The organism is Aestuariirhabdus litorea, from assembly GCF_003864255.1.
GTDB classification, from domain to species: Bacteria; Pseudomonadota; Gammaproteobacteria; order Pseudomonadales; family Aestuariirhabdaceae; genus Aestuariirhabdus; species Aestuariirhabdus litorea.
The window spans coordinates 911,880-928,364 of sequence record NZ_QWEZ01000002.1 but is presented as its reverse complement, the minus strand read 5'-3'; the positions used below and the strand labels follow the sequence as shown (position 1 = coordinate 928,364).

18 protein-coding genes are annotated in these 16,485 nt (G+C 62.8%); 7 read left to right on the top strand and 11 right to left on the bottom strand.

Translation table 11 applies throughout. From position 1 onward, the window contains the following. Window positions 1–16 precede the first annotated feature (16 nt). From D0544_RS14405 to D0544_RS14395, 3 genes are all read right to left on the bottom strand, one after another. Window positions 17–1,639: an ABC transporter permease gene (locus tag D0544_RS14405; RefSeq protein WP_243647346.1), complete on the bottom strand. Its 1,623-nt coding sequence runs from the start codon at window positions 1,637–1,639 to the stop codon at window positions 17–19. Between the two features lie 71 nt (window positions 1,640–1,710). Continuing rightward, complete coding sequence (locus D0544_RS14400; RefSeq protein ID WP_207905891.1) at window positions 1,711–2,727, bottom strand: extracellular solute-binding protein; 1,017 nt, start codon at window positions 2,725–2,727, stop codon at window positions 1,711–1,713. 156 nt (window positions 2,728–2,883) lie between these two features. Further along, window positions 2,884–3,528 carry a lysoplasmalogenase gene (locus tag D0544_RS14395; RefSeq protein ID WP_164880942.1) on the bottom strand — a complete coding sequence of 215 codons (645 nt, stop codon included), beginning with the start codon at window positions 3,526–3,528 and terminating at the stop codon, window positions 2,884–2,886. A 163-nt stretch (window positions 3,529–3,691) separates the two neighbouring features. Between D0544_RS14395 and D0544_RS14390 the strand changes: the two genes are divergently transcribed. Continuing rightward, window positions 3,692–3,940 (top strand): hypothetical protein, encoded by a 249-nt coding sequence (locus D0544_RS14390; RefSeq protein WP_125017326.1) that lies wholly within the window; start codon window positions 3,692–3,694, stop codon window positions 3,938–3,940. A 47-nt stretch (window positions 3,941–3,987) separates the two neighbouring features. Here D0544_RS14390 and D0544_RS14385 read toward each other — a convergent pair whose 3' ends face one another. Next, window positions 3,988–4,380 carry an RNA recognition motif domain-containing protein gene (locus tag D0544_RS14385; RefSeq protein ID WP_125017324.1) on the bottom strand — a complete coding sequence of 131 codons (393 nt, stop codon included), beginning with the start codon at window positions 4,378–4,380 and terminating at the stop codon, window positions 3,988–3,990. Window positions 4,381–4,648: 268 nt separating this feature from the next. After that, window positions 4,649–5,308 (bottom strand): PAQR family membrane homeostasis protein TrhA, encoded by a 660-nt coding sequence (gene trhA, locus D0544_RS14380; RefSeq protein ID WP_125017322.1) that lies wholly within the window; start codon window positions 5,306–5,308, stop codon window positions 4,649–4,651. 158 nt (window positions 5,309–5,466) lie between these two features. Between trhA and nikR the strand changes: the two genes are divergently transcribed. From nikR to D0544_RS14350, 6 genes are all read left to right on the top strand, one after another. Next, window positions 5,467–5,934: a nickel-responsive transcriptional regulator NikR gene (gene nikR / locus D0544_RS14375; protein WP_125017320.1), complete on the top strand. Its 468-nt coding sequence runs from the start codon at window positions 5,467–5,469 to the stop codon at window positions 5,932–5,934. A 96-nt stretch (window positions 5,935–6,030) separates the two neighbouring features. Continuing rightward, window positions 6,031–6,810, top strand: coding sequence for a DUF4198 domain-containing protein (locus D0544_RS14370; RefSeq protein WP_125017318.1), 780 nt, complete (start codon window positions 6,031–6,033; stop codon window positions 6,808–6,810). A gap of 62 nt (window positions 6,811–6,872) precedes the next feature. Beyond that, a complete protein-coding gene (cbiM, locus tag D0544_RS14365; RefSeq protein ID WP_125017316.1) occupies window positions 6,873–7,493 on the top strand; it encodes a cobalt transporter CbiM in 621 nt (206 codons plus the stop codon). After that, window positions 7,486–8,001, top strand: coding sequence for a carboxypeptidase-like regulatory domain-containing protein (locus D0544_RS14360; RefSeq protein ID WP_125017314.1), 516 nt, complete (start codon window positions 7,486–7,488; stop codon window positions 7,999–8,001). The genes cbiM and D0544_RS14360 overlap by 8 nt, the downstream gene beginning before the upstream one ends. Continuing rightward, on the top strand, window positions 7,998–8,762 hold the full coding sequence (gene cbiQ, locus D0544_RS14355) for a cobalt ECF transporter T component CbiQ (protein ID WP_125017312.1): 765 nt from the start codon (window positions 7,998–8,000) through the stop codon (window positions 8,760–8,762). The genes D0544_RS14360 and cbiQ overlap by 4 nt, the downstream gene beginning before the upstream one ends. Continuing rightward, on the top strand, window positions 8,759–9,541 hold the full coding sequence (locus D0544_RS14350) for an energy-coupling factor ABC transporter ATP-binding protein (RefSeq protein ID WP_125017310.1): 783 nt from the start codon (window positions 8,759–8,761) through the stop codon (window positions 9,539–9,541). The genes cbiQ and D0544_RS14350 overlap by 4 nt, the downstream gene beginning before the upstream one ends. Before the next feature lie 346 nt (window positions 9,542–9,887). Here D0544_RS14350 and D0544_RS14345 read toward each other — a convergent pair whose 3' ends face one another. From D0544_RS14345 to D0544_RS14320, 6 genes are all read right to left on the bottom strand, one after another. After that, window positions 9,888–10,628, bottom strand: a complete 741-nt coding sequence (locus tag D0544_RS14345) for a 3'-5' exonuclease (RefSeq protein ID WP_125017309.1) — start codon at window positions 10,626–10,628, stop codon at window positions 9,888–9,890. Between the two features lie 3 nt (window positions 10,629–10,631). Beyond that, window positions 10,632–12,494 carry a DUF294 nucleotidyltransferase-like domain-containing protein gene (locus tag D0544_RS14340; protein WP_125017307.1) on the bottom strand — a complete coding sequence of 621 codons (1,863 nt, stop codon included), beginning with the start codon at window positions 12,492–12,494 and terminating at the stop codon, window positions 10,632–10,634. Window positions 12,495–12,616: 122 nt separating this feature from the next. Beyond that, entirely contained in the window at window positions 12,617–14,224 is a 1,608-nt protein-coding gene (locus tag D0544_RS14335; protein ID WP_207905935.1) for a BCCT family transporter, read from the bottom strand. Window positions 14,225–14,492: 268 nt separating this feature from the next. Further along, window positions 14,493–14,825 (bottom strand): sulfurtransferase TusA family protein, encoded by a 333-nt coding sequence (locus D0544_RS14330; protein ID WP_125017303.1) that lies wholly within the window; start codon window positions 14,823–14,825, stop codon window positions 14,493–14,495. A 57-nt stretch (window positions 14,826–14,882) separates the two neighbouring features. Further along, entirely contained in the window at window positions 14,883–15,929 is a 1,047-nt protein-coding gene (locus D0544_RS14325) for an adenylate/guanylate cyclase domain-containing protein (RefSeq protein ID WP_125017301.1), read from the bottom strand. A 3-nt stretch (window positions 15,930–15,932) separates the two neighbouring features. Next, the gene (locus D0544_RS14320; protein ID WP_125017300.1) at window positions 15,933–16,298 is read right to left on the bottom strand and encodes a group I truncated hemoglobin; all 366 of its coding nucleotides are present in this window, start codon (window positions 16,296–16,298) and stop codon (window positions 15,933–15,935) included. Between the last annotated feature and the right edge of the window lie 187 nt (window positions 16,299–16,485).

Sequence of the window (16,485 nt, the reverse complement as noted above, 5' to 3'; positions counted from 1 at the left end):
CCAGTCCGTGGCCCGCTCAGTGGCGTGCCGAGCGGCGCATCAGCAGTACCACCGGGATCAGCCCTACCAACACCAGGGTAAAGGCGGGCAACGCCGCCCGCTCCCACTCGCCTTCGGAAGTCATCTCGAAGATACGCACTGCCAGGGTATCCCAGCCGAAGGGGCGCATCAGCAGAGTGGCGGGCATCTCCTTGAGCACATCGACAAACACCAGCAGGGCAGCGGTGATCAACGAGGGGCTCAGCATCGGCAGGTAGATGCGCCGCACAATGCCCATCGGCGGTTCGCCCAGACTCTGGGCAGACTCCAGAATGGAGGGGCGAATGCGCTGCAGGCCCGACTCGACCGGCCCAAAGGCAACCGCCAAAAAGCGGATGCCGTAGGCCACGATCAGCGCCAGCAGGCTACCCATAAACAGCTGCCGCCCCTCGAACCCAAGCCACTGCTGGAGGGGGATGGCGATGGTGCCATCCAGCCAGGTAAAGGCCACCATGATGCCTACCGCCAGCACCGAGCCCGGCAGCGCATAGCCGAGGTTAGCGATGCTGACCGAACCCGCCACCCAGCGATCCCGATGCTGCCGCTGGGCGTAGGCCAGCAGGACTGCGGTGGTCACCGTCATCACAGCGGCGATGGCACCCAGCCCGAGGGTCTTGGCCACCAGCCCCAGGTAGCGGCTGTCGAGGTCCTCGAAGGCGTCGGTAAAGATCCACACCAGCAGCTGGATGATCGGCACCACAAAGGCGCAAATCACCACCAGCCCCGCATAACCGCTGGCCAGCCAGGCCAGGGGGGCGCGCAGGCGATAGACCTGGCGGATATGGCGCCGTTCGCTTTCTGCAAAACGCGCCTTGCCTCGCGCCCGGCGCTCCACTAACAGCGCAATGGCGACAAACAGCAGCAGCAGCGAAGCCAGCTGGGCCGCCGCCTGCAGATTAAAGAAGCCGTACCAGGATTTGTAGATAGCGGTGGTAAAGGTGTCGTAGTTAAAGGAGGAGACGGCGCCAAAGTCGGCCAGGGTCTCCATCAGGGCCAACGCCAGGCCGGCGGCGATGGCCGGACGCGCCATCGGCAGCGCCACCTTCCAGAACGAACGCCAGGGGCCCATGCCCAGGATACGCGCCGAGTCCATCAGCCCCCGCCCCTGGGCAACGAAGGCGCTGCGGGCCAGCATGTAAACGTAGGGGTAGAACACCAGCACCAGTACCAGTATCACCCCGCCGGTCGAGCGCACCGGGGGGAACCAGAGATCCCGCCCGAACCACTCCCGCAGCTGGGTCTGTACCGGGCCGCTGAAATCCAGCAAACCGATAAACACAAAGGCCAGCACATAGGCTGGCACCGCGAAGGGGAGCATCAAGGCCCAGTCAAACCATTTGCGCCCCGGAAATTCGCACATGGCGGTGAGCCAGGCCAGGCTGACCCCCAACAGGGTCACCCCCACCCCAACCCCCAACAGCAGGATCAGGGTATTACCCAGCAGTCGCCCGAGCTGGGTTTCGATCAGATGCAACCAGACCTCGGTCTGCACCGTGCCCCAACTGATGAACAGCACCAGAAGGGGCATCAGCACGATGGCGGCGATGGCCAGGGCAATGAGCCGCCAGCGTCCCTGGTTGGTCAACAATCGTAAAATCAAACCCACTCCTTATAAACGACAAAGGACGCCCTGTTTACACAGAGCGTCCGCAAACAGCGCCCATTGCCCGACTAGCGGTAACCGGCGCGATCCATCAACTTGATGGCTTCGGCCTGACGACTGCCGGCCACCTCGACGTTGAGGTCATCCTGCTTGAACTCACCCCAGGCCGCCACCATCGCCGAAGGCTTAACGGCGGGGTTGGCCGGGTACTCCATATTACCGTCGGCAATCAGGTTCTGGGCCTCGGCGCTGCTCATCCACTCGAGGAACTTGACCGCTCCCGCGACATTCTTGGAGTATTTTGTGACACCGGCACCGGAGACGTTGACGTGAACGCCACTGGTCTGCTGGTTGGCAAAGAAGAGCTTCAGCTTAATGGAGGGGTCCTTCTTCTCCAGGCGCCCGAAGTAGTAAGTATTCACGATCGCCACATCGCACTGGCCAGCAGCAACCGCGTCCATCGCCTTGGTGTCGTTGGAGAATACGGGAGCCGCCAGGTTGTCGACCCAGCCCTTAACGATGGCTTCGGCCTGCTCCTCGCCGTGGCGCTCGATCAGGGTGGCCACCAGCGACTGGTTGTACACCTTCTTGGAGGTTCTCAGGCACAGGCGCCCTTTCCACTGGGGCTCCGCCAGTGCTTCATAGGTGGAGAGTTCGGCCGGCTTCACTCGCTCGCTGGAGTAGACCAGTGTACGGGCCCGTACAGACAGACCAAACCACTCATTATTGGTGGCCCGCAGGTGCGCGGGGATATTCTGCTCCAGCACACTTGACCCAACCGGTTGCAGAACCCCCTGCTTGGCCGCCTGCCAGAGGTTGCCCGCATCCACGGTGATTAACAGGTCTGCGGGGGTGTTGGCCCCCTCGGCCTGCAGGCGAGCCAGCAGCGGACCCTCCTTATCGGTGACAAACTTGATCTCGACGCCGGTCTTGGCGGTGTAGGCATCGAACAGAGGCTTGATCAGCTGCTCATTGCGGGCCGAATAGACCACCAGCTCCTCAGCAGCCAGGGCCAGGGTGCTGCTTGCAGAGACCAGCGCCGCAGCAGCCATTGCTACCCAGTTTTTGCGTACAGTTATCGTCATTGATGAACTCCCTTTAAGAATCCGATTGCAGTTGGCAGCAATGATAATGATTCCCATTTAATAATCAAGCTAACTGAGAATGATTATCCATAACTTTTTTTGGCGCCACGTTGCTCCAGATCAATAAAGAGCTTCTTTCGCCCCCCGACCCCGGTGTCACGCCCCCTGCCGCGGGCCTATCAGGGCGCCACCGGCGATCAGCCCCTGGGCCGAATAATAGGTCAGCATGATCCACAGGCTGGCGGAGGGCAGCGGTTGCATAAAGCGGTCGAGGGCGATGAGGGAATCCGATAAAAGAAAAAGCATGGCCCCCAGCGCCACCAGGGGATGGTTGCCCCGTCCCAGCAGGGCACACAGGGCCATCAACAGGATCACCACCATATAGGCCACCACCGGCACCTGCATCTCCCCCAGCAGCGGCAGCAGGCGGATCAGCAACAGGGTGATCGCCGCCAGCATCAGCAAGGCCAGCAGCAGTCGAGGCAGGGATCCGACGGGCCTGCCCGCAAAGGCGGCAATATAAAACAGGTGAGCGACCAGAAAGCTGACCAGCCCCGGCACGAACTGGCCCCAGGCCAGCAGCAGATCCCCCACCGAAGAGCACAGCAGCCCCACTACCACCCACCGGTGGCGGGCCTGCTCTCGGCCGCTAAAGACCAGCCAGGCCAGTAGCCAGATCGGCAGCGCCTTGAGGGCAAAATCCAGGATAAAGGGCTGCTGCCCCAGCGTCAGCAGATAAGCCAGTGCCAGCAGCACAAACAGGCTCCATGGGGCCATTCGAGTGTAGCGAGTATCCGTCACGTTCCGTCTCCTGTCGGGCATCAAAGCGGGGACCTTACGCGCCCGCAGACTGAGCAAGCGCCTATTCCCTATACGCATAAGCCGCATGCAGGAGTCGAGTATTACGGATTCAACGCCGGGTTACAAAGGGACAAACTGAGGGTTATGTGCAGGAGACCCCATCATGACCGCTTCCCTTATAAGCATCATACTGGAGATCGACCAGCTGACCGGTTCGATTGAACGTTTACAGAGACAGCAGATAGATACCCGTGATCCATGCCGGTGTGGTTTCACGGATGGACGCAACGAACTGGCCAATTACACCACACGCGCCCTGGGTCGGCTTCGCCTGGAGCTTATGGGGATGCACCTGGAGCAGGACAACACAATCGCGAACACCCGGCGTAAACAGGCCCCGCCTCGTTCCTGAGACGCTACCCACCCCTTAACAGTATTCGCTTTTTGACGCAGGCGAACCTATTCGGCCGCTGTCGGTGCGTTACCACCACTGGTTGCCTTGTTTCCGCGCTGGCCACCCTGCTTGCCACCACTACGACGAGGTCGACGTCCGCGGCCGTTATTGGAGTTGCCTCCACCACCGCCACCGCCACTACCACTGCCGCCACTGCCACCGCCGCGGGCTTCATTGACCCGGATCAGGCGTCCACACAGGGGAGACTCATTCAACACCTGAACCGCATCCCGCCCCTCTGAGGTGACCGGCATTTCAACGAAGCCAAAACCCTTGGATTCACCCGTTTCAGGATCCATGGTCACCTTGGCGCTTGTCACATCCCCGAATTCGGAAAAGGCATCAATAAGGTCTTCATCTGTCACTGAGTAGGACAGATTGCCGACATATATTTTCATTCAGTCTTGTCTCACAACTGGCGTGGTTATTATGAATCTACACCGTCATTCGACCACACGCCCATCGAATGACAATGATCGCCTTCCAGAAAGGTCCGATCATGGAGCGCACACCCTCTTCTTGCAGGGCCCGCACTGTAAAACACAGATTTCGGCTAGACTCTCACATTTACCCGACAAAGAAAAGTGTCTTTCCGGCCCCCAGGCCCCGCCGCCGCCGGCAGTGGTCGAGAACCGGAATCAGCGCACACCCCCCCGTTGTGGGTTATCACACCAGGGGGACGGGTGGGACTACATAGATAAAGATCGCCAGGAAGTGGCAGACCGCCCCGCCCAGCACAAACAGGTGCCAGATCGCATGATTGTAGGGGATGCGATTCCAGACATAAAAAATCACCCCCAGGCTGTAGACCAGACCGCCGATCAGCAGCAGCAGAAAGCCTCCCAGCTCCAGCTGTTGGGCCAGCTGGTAGATCACCACCAGCGACAGCCAGCCCATGGCCAGGTAGGTCACCACCGAGACCAGTTCAAAGCGGTGAATAAAAAGCGCCTTGAACAGGATCCCCACCAGCGCGAGCCCCCACACCGTGATCAGCATCCCCGTCGCCAGTGCGCCATCGAGGGTGATCAGCATAAAGGGGGTATAGGTACCGGCGATCAGCAGGTAGATGGCACAGTGGTCGAGCACCTTGAAGATCGCCTTGGTCTTCTGGTGGGTGAAGGCGTGGTAGAGGGTCGAGCAGAGGAACAGCAGTACCAGGCTGCCACCATAAAGTGCCAGGCCGGTAATCGACAGGGCATCGAGCACACGGGAGGCCTCAACCATCAACAGGGTCAAGCCGACGATCGCCGCCGCCACCCCCAGTCCGTGGGAGATCGCATTGGCGACCTCCTCCCCCACACTGTAGGCAGCCTCTTTCTGTGCCATGGCCTATGCCCCCGTTTTCGCGAATAGAGTAGTCCGTCAGACTATAGTAGATACCCGGGCCCGGCAACCAGCCGTCCTGCCCGGGCAGGCACCGCCCGCGCTAGGGGCCCCCGACTGTGGTAGGCTCCCCCTGTTCAACAACCCGAGAGGATCAAGGCGTGGAAAGAATCTCCATTTCGCTGGAAGAGGAGTTGGTGGCGCAGTTCGAGCACTACCTCAAGCAGCGGGGCTATCGCAATCGTTCGGAAGCGATACGGGACCTGATCCGTGATCGCCTCGAGGAGGAGCGCATCGCCGAGCGCCGCTCCAGCCACTGCGTCGGCACCCTCAGCTACGTGTTTAACCATGAGGAGCGGGAGCTGGCGCGGCGGCTCACCCACGCCCAGCACCATCACCACGATGTCGCCATCTCCACCCTCCACGTCCACCTCGACCACGACAACTGCCTGGAAACCGTGGTGGTCAACGGCCCCACGGAGCAGGTGGAGGCCTTCGCCAACCGCATTATCACCGAACCCGGTGTGCGCCACGGCAAGCTCAACCTGATCCCGGTCGAGGAGCAGAAGCAGCACCACACCCACGGCCACGGCGCCCACAGTCACCGCCACAGCCGCCCCCAGACCTGATCCCGGGCAAGGGGTGGTCCTTTACCCGGCCCGGCGATATTATTACGAAATTATATTTAGTAATATTTTCTCCCTATCCAGATCCCAGGCGGCCCCATGCAACAGCCTTTCATCCGCGGACTCATCCTCGGCACCCTGCTCCTGAGCGGCTCGGCCCTGGCCCACTTCCAGACCCTGATCCCGTCCACCGATATCGTCGAGCGTCCCGACCAACGCGAACTGCAGCTCGACCTGCGCTTTACCCACCCCATGAGTCAGGGCCCCGCCATGGAGATGGCCGAGCCGGAGCGCTTCGGGGTGCTGACCGACACCGGCCCGGAGGACCTGCTGCCCAGTCTCGAGCCTTACCAGGTCGACGGCCAGCGCGCCTTCCGCAGCCGATACGCCATCCGCCGCCCCGGCGACCACCTCTTTTACCTGCAACCGGCCCCCTACTGGGAACCCGCCGAGGGGGTGATGATCGTCCACTACACAAAGGTACTGGTGGACGCCTACGCCGGCGAGCCGGGGTGGGAGCAAGCGGTGGGCTTTCCGGTGGAGATCGAGCCCCTGGTCGCCCCCTATGGCCTCTGGCAGGGGAACCTCTTCACCGGGGTGGTGCGTAAAAACGGCCAGCCGGTCCCCTTTGCCCGCGTCGAGGTGGAGTGGCTCAATGACGGTAGCCTTCCTCCACCACCGGACCCCCTGGTGACCCAGCAACTCAGGGCCGATGCCAACGGCACTTTCAGCTACAGCATGCCATTCGCCGGTTGGTGGGGCTTTGCCGCCCTGATTGAGGCAGACCGGCCCCTGCCGGGGCCCGATGGTCAGCCGGTGGGGGTCGAGGAGGGGGGCGTGATCTGGGTGCAGGCCCACCCGCTCCCCGTTCGGCCCTGACCAACCGACCCTGAACCCGTCCCAACCACCCCAAACCAAAACGCTATCGCAAGGAGCCCGCCATCGCTCATATCCCCGACGGAGTCCTCAGCGCACCGGTGCTGATGGGCGGCGCCCTGATCAGCGCCACTGCCCTCGCCTGGGCGGTACGCCGGCTCGACTACGACCGCATCCCCCAGGCGGCGGTGCTGGCGGCGGCCTTTTTTGTCAGTTCGCTGCTGAGCGTTCCGGTCGGGCCCAGTAGCGTACACCTGCTGCTCAACGGCCTGATGGGGCTGGTGCTGGGCTGGAGCGCATTGCCCACCATCGCCATCGCTCTGCTGCTGCAAGCGGTGTTTTTCGGCTACGGCGGCCTGCTGGTGCTGGGCAACAACCTGATCAACGTCGGTGCCCCGGCGCTGCTCTGCGCCCTACTGCTAGCCCCCTGGCTACGCCGGGCCCAGGGGCGGCAGGGGTTCCTGATCGGCGCCCTGGCCGGGGCCAGCGGCGTCCTGCTGACCGGTGGCCTGCTGTGCACCTCCCTCGCCCTCAGCGGCCCCGACTTCCTGCCCGCCGCCCGCGTTATCCTCATCACCTACCTGCCGCTGATGGCGATCGAGGCCACCATCACCGGCTTCGCGGTCGCCTTCCTGCTGCGGGTCTCCCCGGAGCTGATCCTGCCCCCGAGGCCCCCCCATGACTAAACCCCTTCTCCCCTTTGTGCTACTCAGCCTGCTGAGCCTTCCCGCCCAGGCCCACCTGCTGAAGGTGTTCGCCTACGCGGCCGGGGAGCGCGTCGAGGGCAATGTCTACTTTGCCGGCGGCGACCCCGCCGGTGATGCCAACATCAGGCTGCTGGACGCCCGTGGTGCCTCGCTCGCTGAGGCCCGCAGCGACGCGACGGGGCAATTCAGCCTGGCGTTGGCAAGCGGCGGCACGAGCATCCAGGCCGATACCGGCGATGGCCATGTCGCACACTGGGCACTCAGTCCGCAGGGCGCCTCGACACCGGCCGAGGGCCAGCGGTCCGCCGCCAGTGATCTGGAGCGGCAGATCGAGAGCGCCGTCGCCCGCCAGCTCGCTCCCCTGCGGCTGGAGCTGCAGCAACACGCCGCCCGTGCCCGCCTCAGCGATGTCCTGGGGGGGCTGGGCACCCTGTTGGGGATCGCCGGCGCCCTGCTCTGGTGGCGCAGCCGCCGGCCGCAACCATGAGCCTGAGCCTGCAACTGCGCGCCGAGGCGGAGCTCAACCCCTGGCTGGCCCGCCTCGACCCCCGCGCCCGCCTGCTGCTGGCGCTGCTGTTTGCCGCCACCGTGGTCTCCCTGCAACAACCGCTGACGCTGCTGGTCGCCCTGGGGGGTGCCCTGGCCCTTGCCCTGGCCAGCGGGCTGCGCCCCGCCCTGCTGCTCAAACGCCTGCTGGCGCTGGAGGGCTTTATGCTGGTGCTGGTACTGATGCTGCCCTTCAGCGTACCCGGTGAGCCGCTGTTCCAGCTCGGCCCCCTCTCCGCCAGTGGCGCCGGACTGGAGCGGGCGCTGGTGATCCTGCTCAAGGCCAACGCTGTGGTGGTGGCCCTGCTGACGCTGGCCGGCACCCTCGAACCCATTGTGTTCGGCCACGCGCTGGCACGCCTGGGGGTGCCCGACAAACTGGTGCACCTGCTGCTCTTTACCCTGCGCTACGTCGACCTGCTGTTCGCTGAGTACCAGCGCCTGCGGCTGGCAATGCGCGCCCGCGCCTTCGCCCCGGCCAGCAACGGCCACACCTGGCGCAGCTACGGTTACCTGATCGGCATGTTGCTGGTGCGCAGCCTCGAACGCGCCCAGCGCATCCAGGCCGCGATGAAGTGCCGCGGCTTCAACAACCGCCTGCTGCTGGTCGACGCCAGCCGCTGGCAGGGGGCTGACAGCCGTTTCCTGCTGCTGGCCACACTGGGGCTGGCAGCCCTTTTACTGCTGGAGAGATGGCAATGACGGAACCCTTGATACAGCTCAGGGAGCTCAGCTTCGGCTTCGGCGAACGGGCGGTGCTGGAACGGGTCGATTTCAGCCTCAGCGCCGGCGAGCGGGTCGCTCTGGTGGGGGATAACGGCGCCGGCAAGACCACCCTGCTGCAACTGATGGTGGGGCTGCACCGCCCCAGCGGGGGCGAGATCATCGCCTTTGGCCGCCCGCGGGTGCGGGAAAGCGATTTCCGCGAGGTCCGCGCCCTCGCCGGGTTGCTGTTCCAGGACAGCGACGACCAGCTGTTCTGCCCCACGGTGCTGGAGGATGTTACCTTTGGCCCCCTCAACCTGGGCCACAATCCGCAGCAGGCGATCGCCATCGCCCGGCGCACCCTCGAAACCCTGGGGCTGGCAGGGCTGGCGGATCGCATCACCCACAAGCTCTCTGGCGGCGAGAAGCGGATGGTGGCGCTGGCCGGGGTGCTGGCGATGGAGCCGCGGGTGCTGTTGATGGATGAGCCCACCAACGGCCTCGACAGCAAGGCGCAGGAGCGGCTGCTGGAGCACCTGGAGAACCTGCCGCTGGCGATGCTGTTTGTCTCCCACGACCTTGGGGTGGTTGAGCGGCTGGCGACGCGGGCGGTGCTGATGAAGGAGCGCAAGCTCTGCGAGGCGGTGATGCATGTGCACCCCCATGTCCACACCCACTCCCACCTGCATATTCATGCGGAGGGGCAACCGGGGGATCATAAGCACCCGAGTGCGCCGGTGCCCCACGATGATCACCATGGGGCAGGGCCGGCCTAGTTTTAGGCCGCCTGGCGCTGGTGGCTGCTCCGGCCGGGAGATGGTTTTTGGCCTTAGGACGCAACAGCCATGCTGGCTAAGGCTGCACTGATACTGTCCAATATTGGTGACCCGCGGAGATTAGTTGCAGGTCGGGCTTTAGCCCGACGGCATAGGTCCCCTGCGCATTGTCAGCCTAAAGACCGACCTACAAACGTTGCCTTGCGGCAGGGGTCCTGTCGGGACGCACCCCGACCGGTGCATTAAGGGGCGACCAGCGCCGTCTTAAGAATCCCCGCTGAGCCCCACCAAGACGTCCTTCAGCTCGCCAGCATGGAGGGAGATGTGCCCTCCCAGTTGACAGCAACTAACAGCAAAGTTCTGACAGCGGCGTTTGGGGGGTAAAGTGATGGGCGATCTGGGCGAGCAGCAGTTCGGCGGTTGCCTGGGCGTCACTCAGTGCGCTGTGCTGGCGGTACTGGGGCAGGTGGTAGCGCGGGCGGCTGTCGGCGAGGCGTATCGAGGCCGGCTTGCGCCCCAGCAGCCGACTCAGCAAGCTCGGCTGCCGGCGCCGGTGCCAGCGTGCCTCCAGCTCCATGGTATCGATCACCGGAAACTCGATCCCCTCGCCGGTCCTCAACCGAAGCTCGGTATCCAGAAACTGGCGCTCGATCTGGCGGTGATGGACCACCACGATGCGTCCGGCCAGCTCATCCAGCAGCGCGGGCCAAAGGCTGTCGAGGTCCGATGCCCGGGCCAGCTCGGCATGGGTAATGCCATGCACCACCACGGACTCCTCACGCAGTAGACTGCGAGGCTTGACCACCCAGTGACGCGCCTTTGAGGTCTGGATACGGTCGAGCCTGAACGGCACCAGCCCGATACTGACTATACCGTCCCTGACCGGGTCAAGGCCGGTGGTCTCGAAATCAAGGGCCACCAGAGGAACCTCGGCGATGGGCGTCTCCAGGGGCACTGCGCCGGCACCATAAAAGGCCTGCAAACGAGGCTCCTGTGCGCTGGCGGCCAGGCGCTCAAACCGTGCGGACCAATCGATTCGCTCCAGCGAAGGGCCGCCACGCTTGGGTTCTGGGGGCAGGTATAACATCGCTTAGCCGGCCCGGTTGGGCGTGTAGCGATAGGTGAGAAACTTTTGCGCGTTGCTCAGGATCCGGAAGGCATCCTTAAGGTGCTTACGCTCGAACTCCGACAGGTTCTCCGGCTCCACGTTGTTGTCGGCCTCGGTGTCCAGATCCAGGTCCAGTGCCTGATGGCGAATGCGTACCATGGAGATAAACTCCAGCGCATCGCGCAGGTCCTGCCCCCGCCCCGGCGGCATAATACCCGCCTCGATCACATCATCCAGCCGCTCGAAGGGGTTCAGTGCGGTGGATCCCACCGCCAGCGCATGGACGCGGATAAGGTCATTCAGCGGTGCCGTGGCGCGCCGTTTGATATTGATGGAGTTACTGTGACGCCCATCGGTTTCCATCACGAAATCCTTGAAGAACCCCAGCGGCGGTTTGCGCTGAATCGCGTTACGGGCCATACAGGCCAAAAATCTCGGTGTCTGGCGCGCCTTGCTGACGACCAGGGCATACAGCTCCTCCGCCCAGCGCAACTCGCCCCAGACACCATTGAGATCGAAAAACACCGAGCTGTTGAGCAAAAACTGCGGCGTCGGCTGTTCGATCCACTGGGTGAAGGTGGTGCGCCATTCACTCAGCCGTTTGCGCCACTGGGGGTTGGTGGCCATGATGCCGCCGCTGCAGTAGGGGTAACCGCAGAGGTTGAGGCCATCGCTGACAAAGGCGGCCAGCTGACTGAAATAGGCCTCATGCAGCGCCGGATCATAGCGATCATCGAGAATCATGGCGTTGTCCTGGTCGGTGACCAGGGTCTGGTCATCCCGTGCCATGGATCCCAGCGCGAGGAAACAGTAGGGAACCGGTGGCGGCCCCAGCTGCTCTTCCGCCAGCTCCAGCAGGCGCTGCTTGAAACTGCGCCCGATCACCGCCAGCGCAGTGCCGATCATATGTGAATTGGCATCCTCATTGACCATGCGCCGGAAACAGGCGCGCACATCCGGCAACAGCGCCGCCAGTTCGTCGACACTCTGCTGACGGTGGATACTGTTGACCAGATACAGGCTGTTCTGGGATTCGTGGCGGATCACGTCGGCCAGTTCCAGCACCCCGATCGGCTTCTGTTTTTTCATCACCGGAAGATGGTGGATGTTGGCCTTGAGCATGGTCAGCATCGCCTCAAACAGCAACTGCCCCGATTCGATGCACAGGGGGTTGGGCGTCATGATCGAGCCGACCGGCGAGCGGTAAGGCAGCCCCTCACACACCAGCCGGTCACGGATATCGCGGTCGGTGAAGATCCCCTGCATGCGGCCATCCTCGCTATCGACCACCAGCGCCGCAGAGACCACCTCCGCCGACATCTGCAGCGCCACCGCCTGCGCCGGGGTATCCGCCGTCACCACCAGCGGTGCCCGGTGCAGCAACGTATGTACCGGCGCACTGAGCAGGTCATTGGCATCTTCGCGCTGCGCCACCGCCTGACGCAGGCGGGTGCGGTCTTCCACCTCGACAAAGTCGGCGAAGTGGTCGTGCTGCTCAAACAAACGGTGAAACTCGCTGTCGGGCAGCAGGTAGACCAGGGTATCCTCGAGGGCACGGGCCGGGAAACGCACCTTTCCTGCTCGCAGCAGGCCGAACTCGCCGAAGATCCCCCCCTCACTGAGACGGTTATAGAGCTCACCGCTGCGACGCAGTACCTCCACCGCCCCGCTTCGAATGATGTGCAGTGCGTCTACCGGATCGCCGAACTCCAGAATCGATGTTCCAGCCTTGAAATAGACCACATCAATGGTCGCCGCCGCCTGCTGCAGGCTCTCCTCCGGCAGCTGATCGAAGGGCGGGTGGCGTTGGAGAAATTCGAAAAATTCGTGCTGTTCTGGCTGCATGGGAGCAATCTCGTGACAGAAACAAAACGCCCGGCGCGGTGCCGGGCGTTATGAAGGGTTTGCACCGTACTCATGGTAACCCATCTGGCGGCCGCTGCAGCAACAGCGCCGCCCGGGCTAGCTCAGGCCCGCGGTTCCGATACCAGCCCCTTGATCAGGGCAACACAGGACATCAACAGCACCAGGGTAAAGGGTAAGCCGGTGGACACCGCCATCGCCTGCAGCGACACCAGGCCACCGCCCAGAATCAGCGCGATCGCCACCAGCCCCTCGAAGGTGCACCAGAACACCCGCTGCGGAGTGGGCGCGTCAACCTTGCCCCCCGCGGCGATCACATCGATGACCAGCGAGCCGGAGTCTGACGAGGTAATGAAGAACACCACCACCAGGATAATCGCAATGAAAGAGGTGATCTGCGCCAGCGGCAGCACATCCAGCATAGTGAACAGCTGCAACGGCAACGCTGCTTCGGTCACCGCCAGGTAACCATCGTTGACCACCTGGCTGATGGCGGTACCGCCAAACACGCTCATCCACAGCACACAGGCCATCGACGGCACCAACAGCACCGAGACAATAAACTCACGCACCGAGCGACCGCGGGAGACCCGCGCGATGAACATGCCGACAAAGGGTGACCAGGAGATCCACCAGGCCCAGTAGAACGCGGTCCAGCCCTGGGAAAAGTTGGCGTCTTCACGACCAAACGGATTCGACAGCGCCGGCAGATGGGTCAGGTAACTGCCCATATTGCTGAAGAAGCCGCTGACGATCGCCAGTGTCGGCCCGACGATCACCACGAACAGCAGCAGCAGCGCCGCCAGCACCATATTGATCTCCGATAGCCGTTTAACCCCGGCATCCAGACCCGCCAGCACCGACATCAGCGCGATGGCGGTGATGATCACCACCAGCACAATCTGGGTGGTGGTGCCTTCGGGCAGCCCGAACAGGTAGTTCAAGCCGGAAGAGGCCTGCGAGGCCCCCAACCCCAACGAGGTCGCCAGGCCAAACAGGGTCGCCAGCACCGCCAGAATATCGATCACATGCCCCGGCCAGCCCCAGACACGCTCACCCAGCAGCGGATAAAATACCGAGCGCATGGTCAGTGGCAGCCCCTTGTTAAAGGAGAACAGCGCCAGGCCTAACGCCAGTACCGCATAGATCGCCCAGGGATGGAGTGCCCAGTGGAAGATGGTCGCGGCCATGCCCAGGCTGGCCGCAGCGGCCTGATCTCCGGCGGCCGCACCGAGGGGCGCCCAGTCGGTACGCACCCCGTCAGCGACGCTGGTCCCCCCCAGGGAGCTGGCAAAGTGGGAGAGCGGTTCGGAAACTCCGAAGAACATCAAGCCGATCCCCATCCCCGCAGCGAACAGCATGGAGAACCAGCCCAGATAACTGTAGTCGGGTGTCGCTTCGGTCCCCCCCAGGCGTACCCGTCCCAGCGGCGAAAGCGCCACCCCCAGACAGACCAGTACAAAGATGTTGCCGGCACTGAGAAAGAACCAGTCCAGGTTGGAGGTCAGCCAGCCGCGCAACCCCTTGAACATCGGCTCCGCCTGATCGTGGAAAATCAGCGTTAACACGACGAAGGCAATCACGCTCAGCGCCGAGATCGCAAACACACGGTTATGGATATCCAGCCCGAAGGGGCCGACATTAACGACGACGTTATCCTGCCCGACCTGGTAGTCGGTATCGATGGGGTTTACCTCCCCGCTAGGAATCATTGGGTCTCGACTGTCAGTCACAGCACCGCTCCTCTATTAATTAGAACTCTAACCTTTGACTTGATTATTGTATGTCAGTTAGGCGCAGATATCCGCGTCAACAAAGGAAAAAAAGCAAAAAAGGGCGCAAAGGAGCGCTTTGATGACAAAACATTAAACCCAGAAAGGGCGCGAAAGCATTGGCGGCGGAATGCTGACAACGAGGCCCAGGGAGGGCATCAAAGGAGGGCGATTCGGATAGCCGGGGCGGGAAACCGGCGTCTAGAATTCAGCCGCCCTTGCAATAGCGGTCGCTGAAATCGTGCGACTCACAACCGTCACAAGCGGTAAAGACCACCATCACCCGCCGCTCATCCAGAGCCTCAACCCGCCACGCAAAACACCCCCGCACCCGCTCATAGAGCCCCTGGGGTTCAAAGCCGTTGATCATCACCAGCGTTTCACCGGTGCGGGCAATCCGCTCCAACCCGGCCATGGCGTTCATCATTGGCAGCGGGCATTCGCAGCCGGTGCTATCAAACTCGATCACCTGCTGCTCGCCGGAGCAATAGCGCCAAAATGGCAGGGTGGCGCCCTCAAGACTTAGGGGTTGCTTGTTCATATTGGTCACCAGGGTGAAAGTGCCCGGACCCGCGCAAAATCTCGGGTTTAAGGTCACTCAATAGCTGCGCTTAAGCTCCTCTTCGAGGAAGTAGAGGGGCATAATGCCGAACCCTTTAACCTCCACCTCGCCGCGGGGGATAAAGGCGAACTCCTCCTTGATCAGTTCATAGGTGGCCTGGTTGACGGTGATGCGCATGGGTTCCGACAGGCTCTCCATGCGGCAGGCGAGGTTGACGCCCGGGCCGAACAGGTCGTAGACGTATTTCTGGATGCCCACCAGTGAGCCGATGACGGTGCCGGTGTTGATGCCGATGCGGCAGCGCCACTGGGTGGGGTGGGCAGCGTTACGCTTCTCGAGGTAGCGGCGCATGCGCACCGCGACCCGGGCGATATTACGGGTGTGGTCGCTGCTCTCCTCGGGGATACCCGATACCGCCAGGTAGGAGTCGCCGATGGTGCGGATGCGCTCGCAGCCAAACATCTCGACGATGCGGTCAAAGGCGGAGAAGATATCGTTCAGCTCGGAGACCAGGGCGCTGGCGTCCTTGGAGATGGTCATCTCTGTAAAGCGCACGAAGTCGAGCACCAGTATCGAGGCCTTATCAAAGCGCTGCGGGGTGGTGGTGCCAAAATCCTTTAGCTCCTCGTACACCTGGCGCGGCATGATATTGAGCAGCAGCCGCTCGACCCGCTCCTTCTCCTTCTCCACCTCCTTGTTTTTTTTCTCCGCCAGGCGGGAGTAGGAATCCAGCATAAACTGGGTCTCCTTCTCCTTGGAGATATCCTGCGCCTCGATCAGGTAGAGATCCTGCCCCTCCATCGACAGGTGGCGACACTCTATGCGCACCGGCAGCTCACGCCCCTTGCTGTGGGCCATGGCCTCGGTGCTGTACTTGCCACGCTGCTGCAGGCGCTGGGCCGCCTTGTCGGTATCGAAGCCCGCCAGGCGCTGGGGCAGGCGCCCCTCATCCTCCCCGGAAGGGGGAAACCAGTCGAAAAAGCGTGCATTCTCGAACACCAGCTCCCAGTTGGCGGGGTCCACAAGCGCCACGCCACAGCCGATGCTCTGGATCACCTGCTTCATGTCGAGGCGGCTGTCCATCCCTCAGCCCTTGCGTGTGACAATGTAGCTGCGCCGGCTCATTACCTCTCCCATGAGGATGCCGATATCCCCCTCCTCCATATCGAAATCCTCGAAGGTCATCTTCAGCAGATCGACCGCTTCGTCGAAGGCGGCGTTGTCAATGGAGAGGCGGCTGTGGGCCCGCTGCAGTGCTTCGTTGGAGAAACTGGCGGGGCCGCCCATCAGGGCCGAGATGAATTTGGTCTGGTGGTCCACCAGGCGGCGCATATCCAGCCCCGCGAAATAGGGCGACAGGCGCTCAGACTCCAGCACCTGGTCGTAGAAGGCCGACACAATCCGGCTCACGGTGGCGAAGCCGCCATATTTTTCAAACAGGGACTGGCTCAATCTGCAATCTCCTGCCAGCCGGGGCGCTGTGGCTCTTCAGCAGCAAGGCTGCGCAGGGCGTCACGACTGATCCGTCGGGGTGGTGCCGAGGCCGCCCCCACCAGGGTTTGGGAGCACTCGTCACATCATGGGAACAACCTAAGTGTTAGGTGAGTTCAGCGGGGTTGTCAAACCCGCGCCCGCGCCC

What these genes read in the sequence shown, in the direction of transcription:
- D0544_RS14400 (WP_207905891.1), bottom strand. Translation starts at nt 2,727, where the DNA reads ATGACGATAACTGTACGCAAAAACTGGGTAGCAATGGCTGCTGCGGCG.
- D0544_RS14390 (WP_125017326.1), top strand. Translation starts at nt 3,692, where the DNA reads ATGACCGCTTCCCTTATAAGCATCATACTGGAGATCGACCAGCTGACC.
- D0544_RS14385 (WP_125017324.1), bottom strand. Translation starts at nt 4,380, where the DNA reads ATGAAAATATATGTCGGCAATCTGTCCTACTCAGTGACAGATGAAGAC.
- trhA (WP_125017322.1), bottom strand. Translation starts at nt 5,308, where the DNA reads ATGGCACAGAAAGAGGCTGCCTACAGTGTGGGGGAGGAGGTCGCCAAT.
- D0544_RS14370 (WP_125017318.1), top strand. Translation starts at nt 6,031, where the DNA reads ATGCAACAGCCTTTCATCCGCGGACTCATCCTCGGCACCCTGCTCCTG.
- D0544_RS14360 (WP_125017314.1), top strand. Translation starts at nt 7,486, where the DNA reads ATGACTAAACCCCTTCTCCCCTTTGTGCTACTCAGCCTGCTGAGCCTT.
- cbiQ (WP_125017312.1), top strand. Translation starts at nt 7,998, where the DNA reads ATGAGCCTGAGCCTGCAACTGCGCGCCGAGGCGGAGCTCAACCCCTGG.
- D0544_RS14350 (WP_125017310.1), top strand. Translation starts at nt 8,759, where the DNA reads ATGACGGAACCCTTGATACAGCTCAGGGAGCTCAGCTTCGGCTTCGGC.
- D0544_RS14345 (WP_125017309.1), bottom strand. Translation starts at nt 10,628, where the DNA reads ATGTTATACCTGCCCCCAGAACCCAAGCGTGGCGGCCCTTCGCTGGAG.
- D0544_RS14340 (WP_125017307.1), bottom strand. Translation starts at nt 12,494, where the DNA reads ATGCAGCCAGAACAGCACGAATTTTTCGAATTTCTCCAACGCCACCCG.
- D0544_RS14335 (WP_207905935.1), bottom strand. Translation starts at nt 14,224, where the DNA reads ATGATTCCTAGCGGGGAGGTAAACCCCATCGATACCGACTACCAGGTC.
- D0544_RS14330 (WP_125017303.1), bottom strand. Translation starts at nt 14,825, where the DNA reads ATGAACAAGCAACCCCTAAGTCTTGAGGGCGCCACCCTGCCATTTTGG.
- D0544_RS14325 (WP_125017301.1), bottom strand. Translation starts at nt 15,929, where the DNA reads ATGGACAGCCGCCTCGACATGAAGCAGGTGATCCAGAGCATCGGCTGT.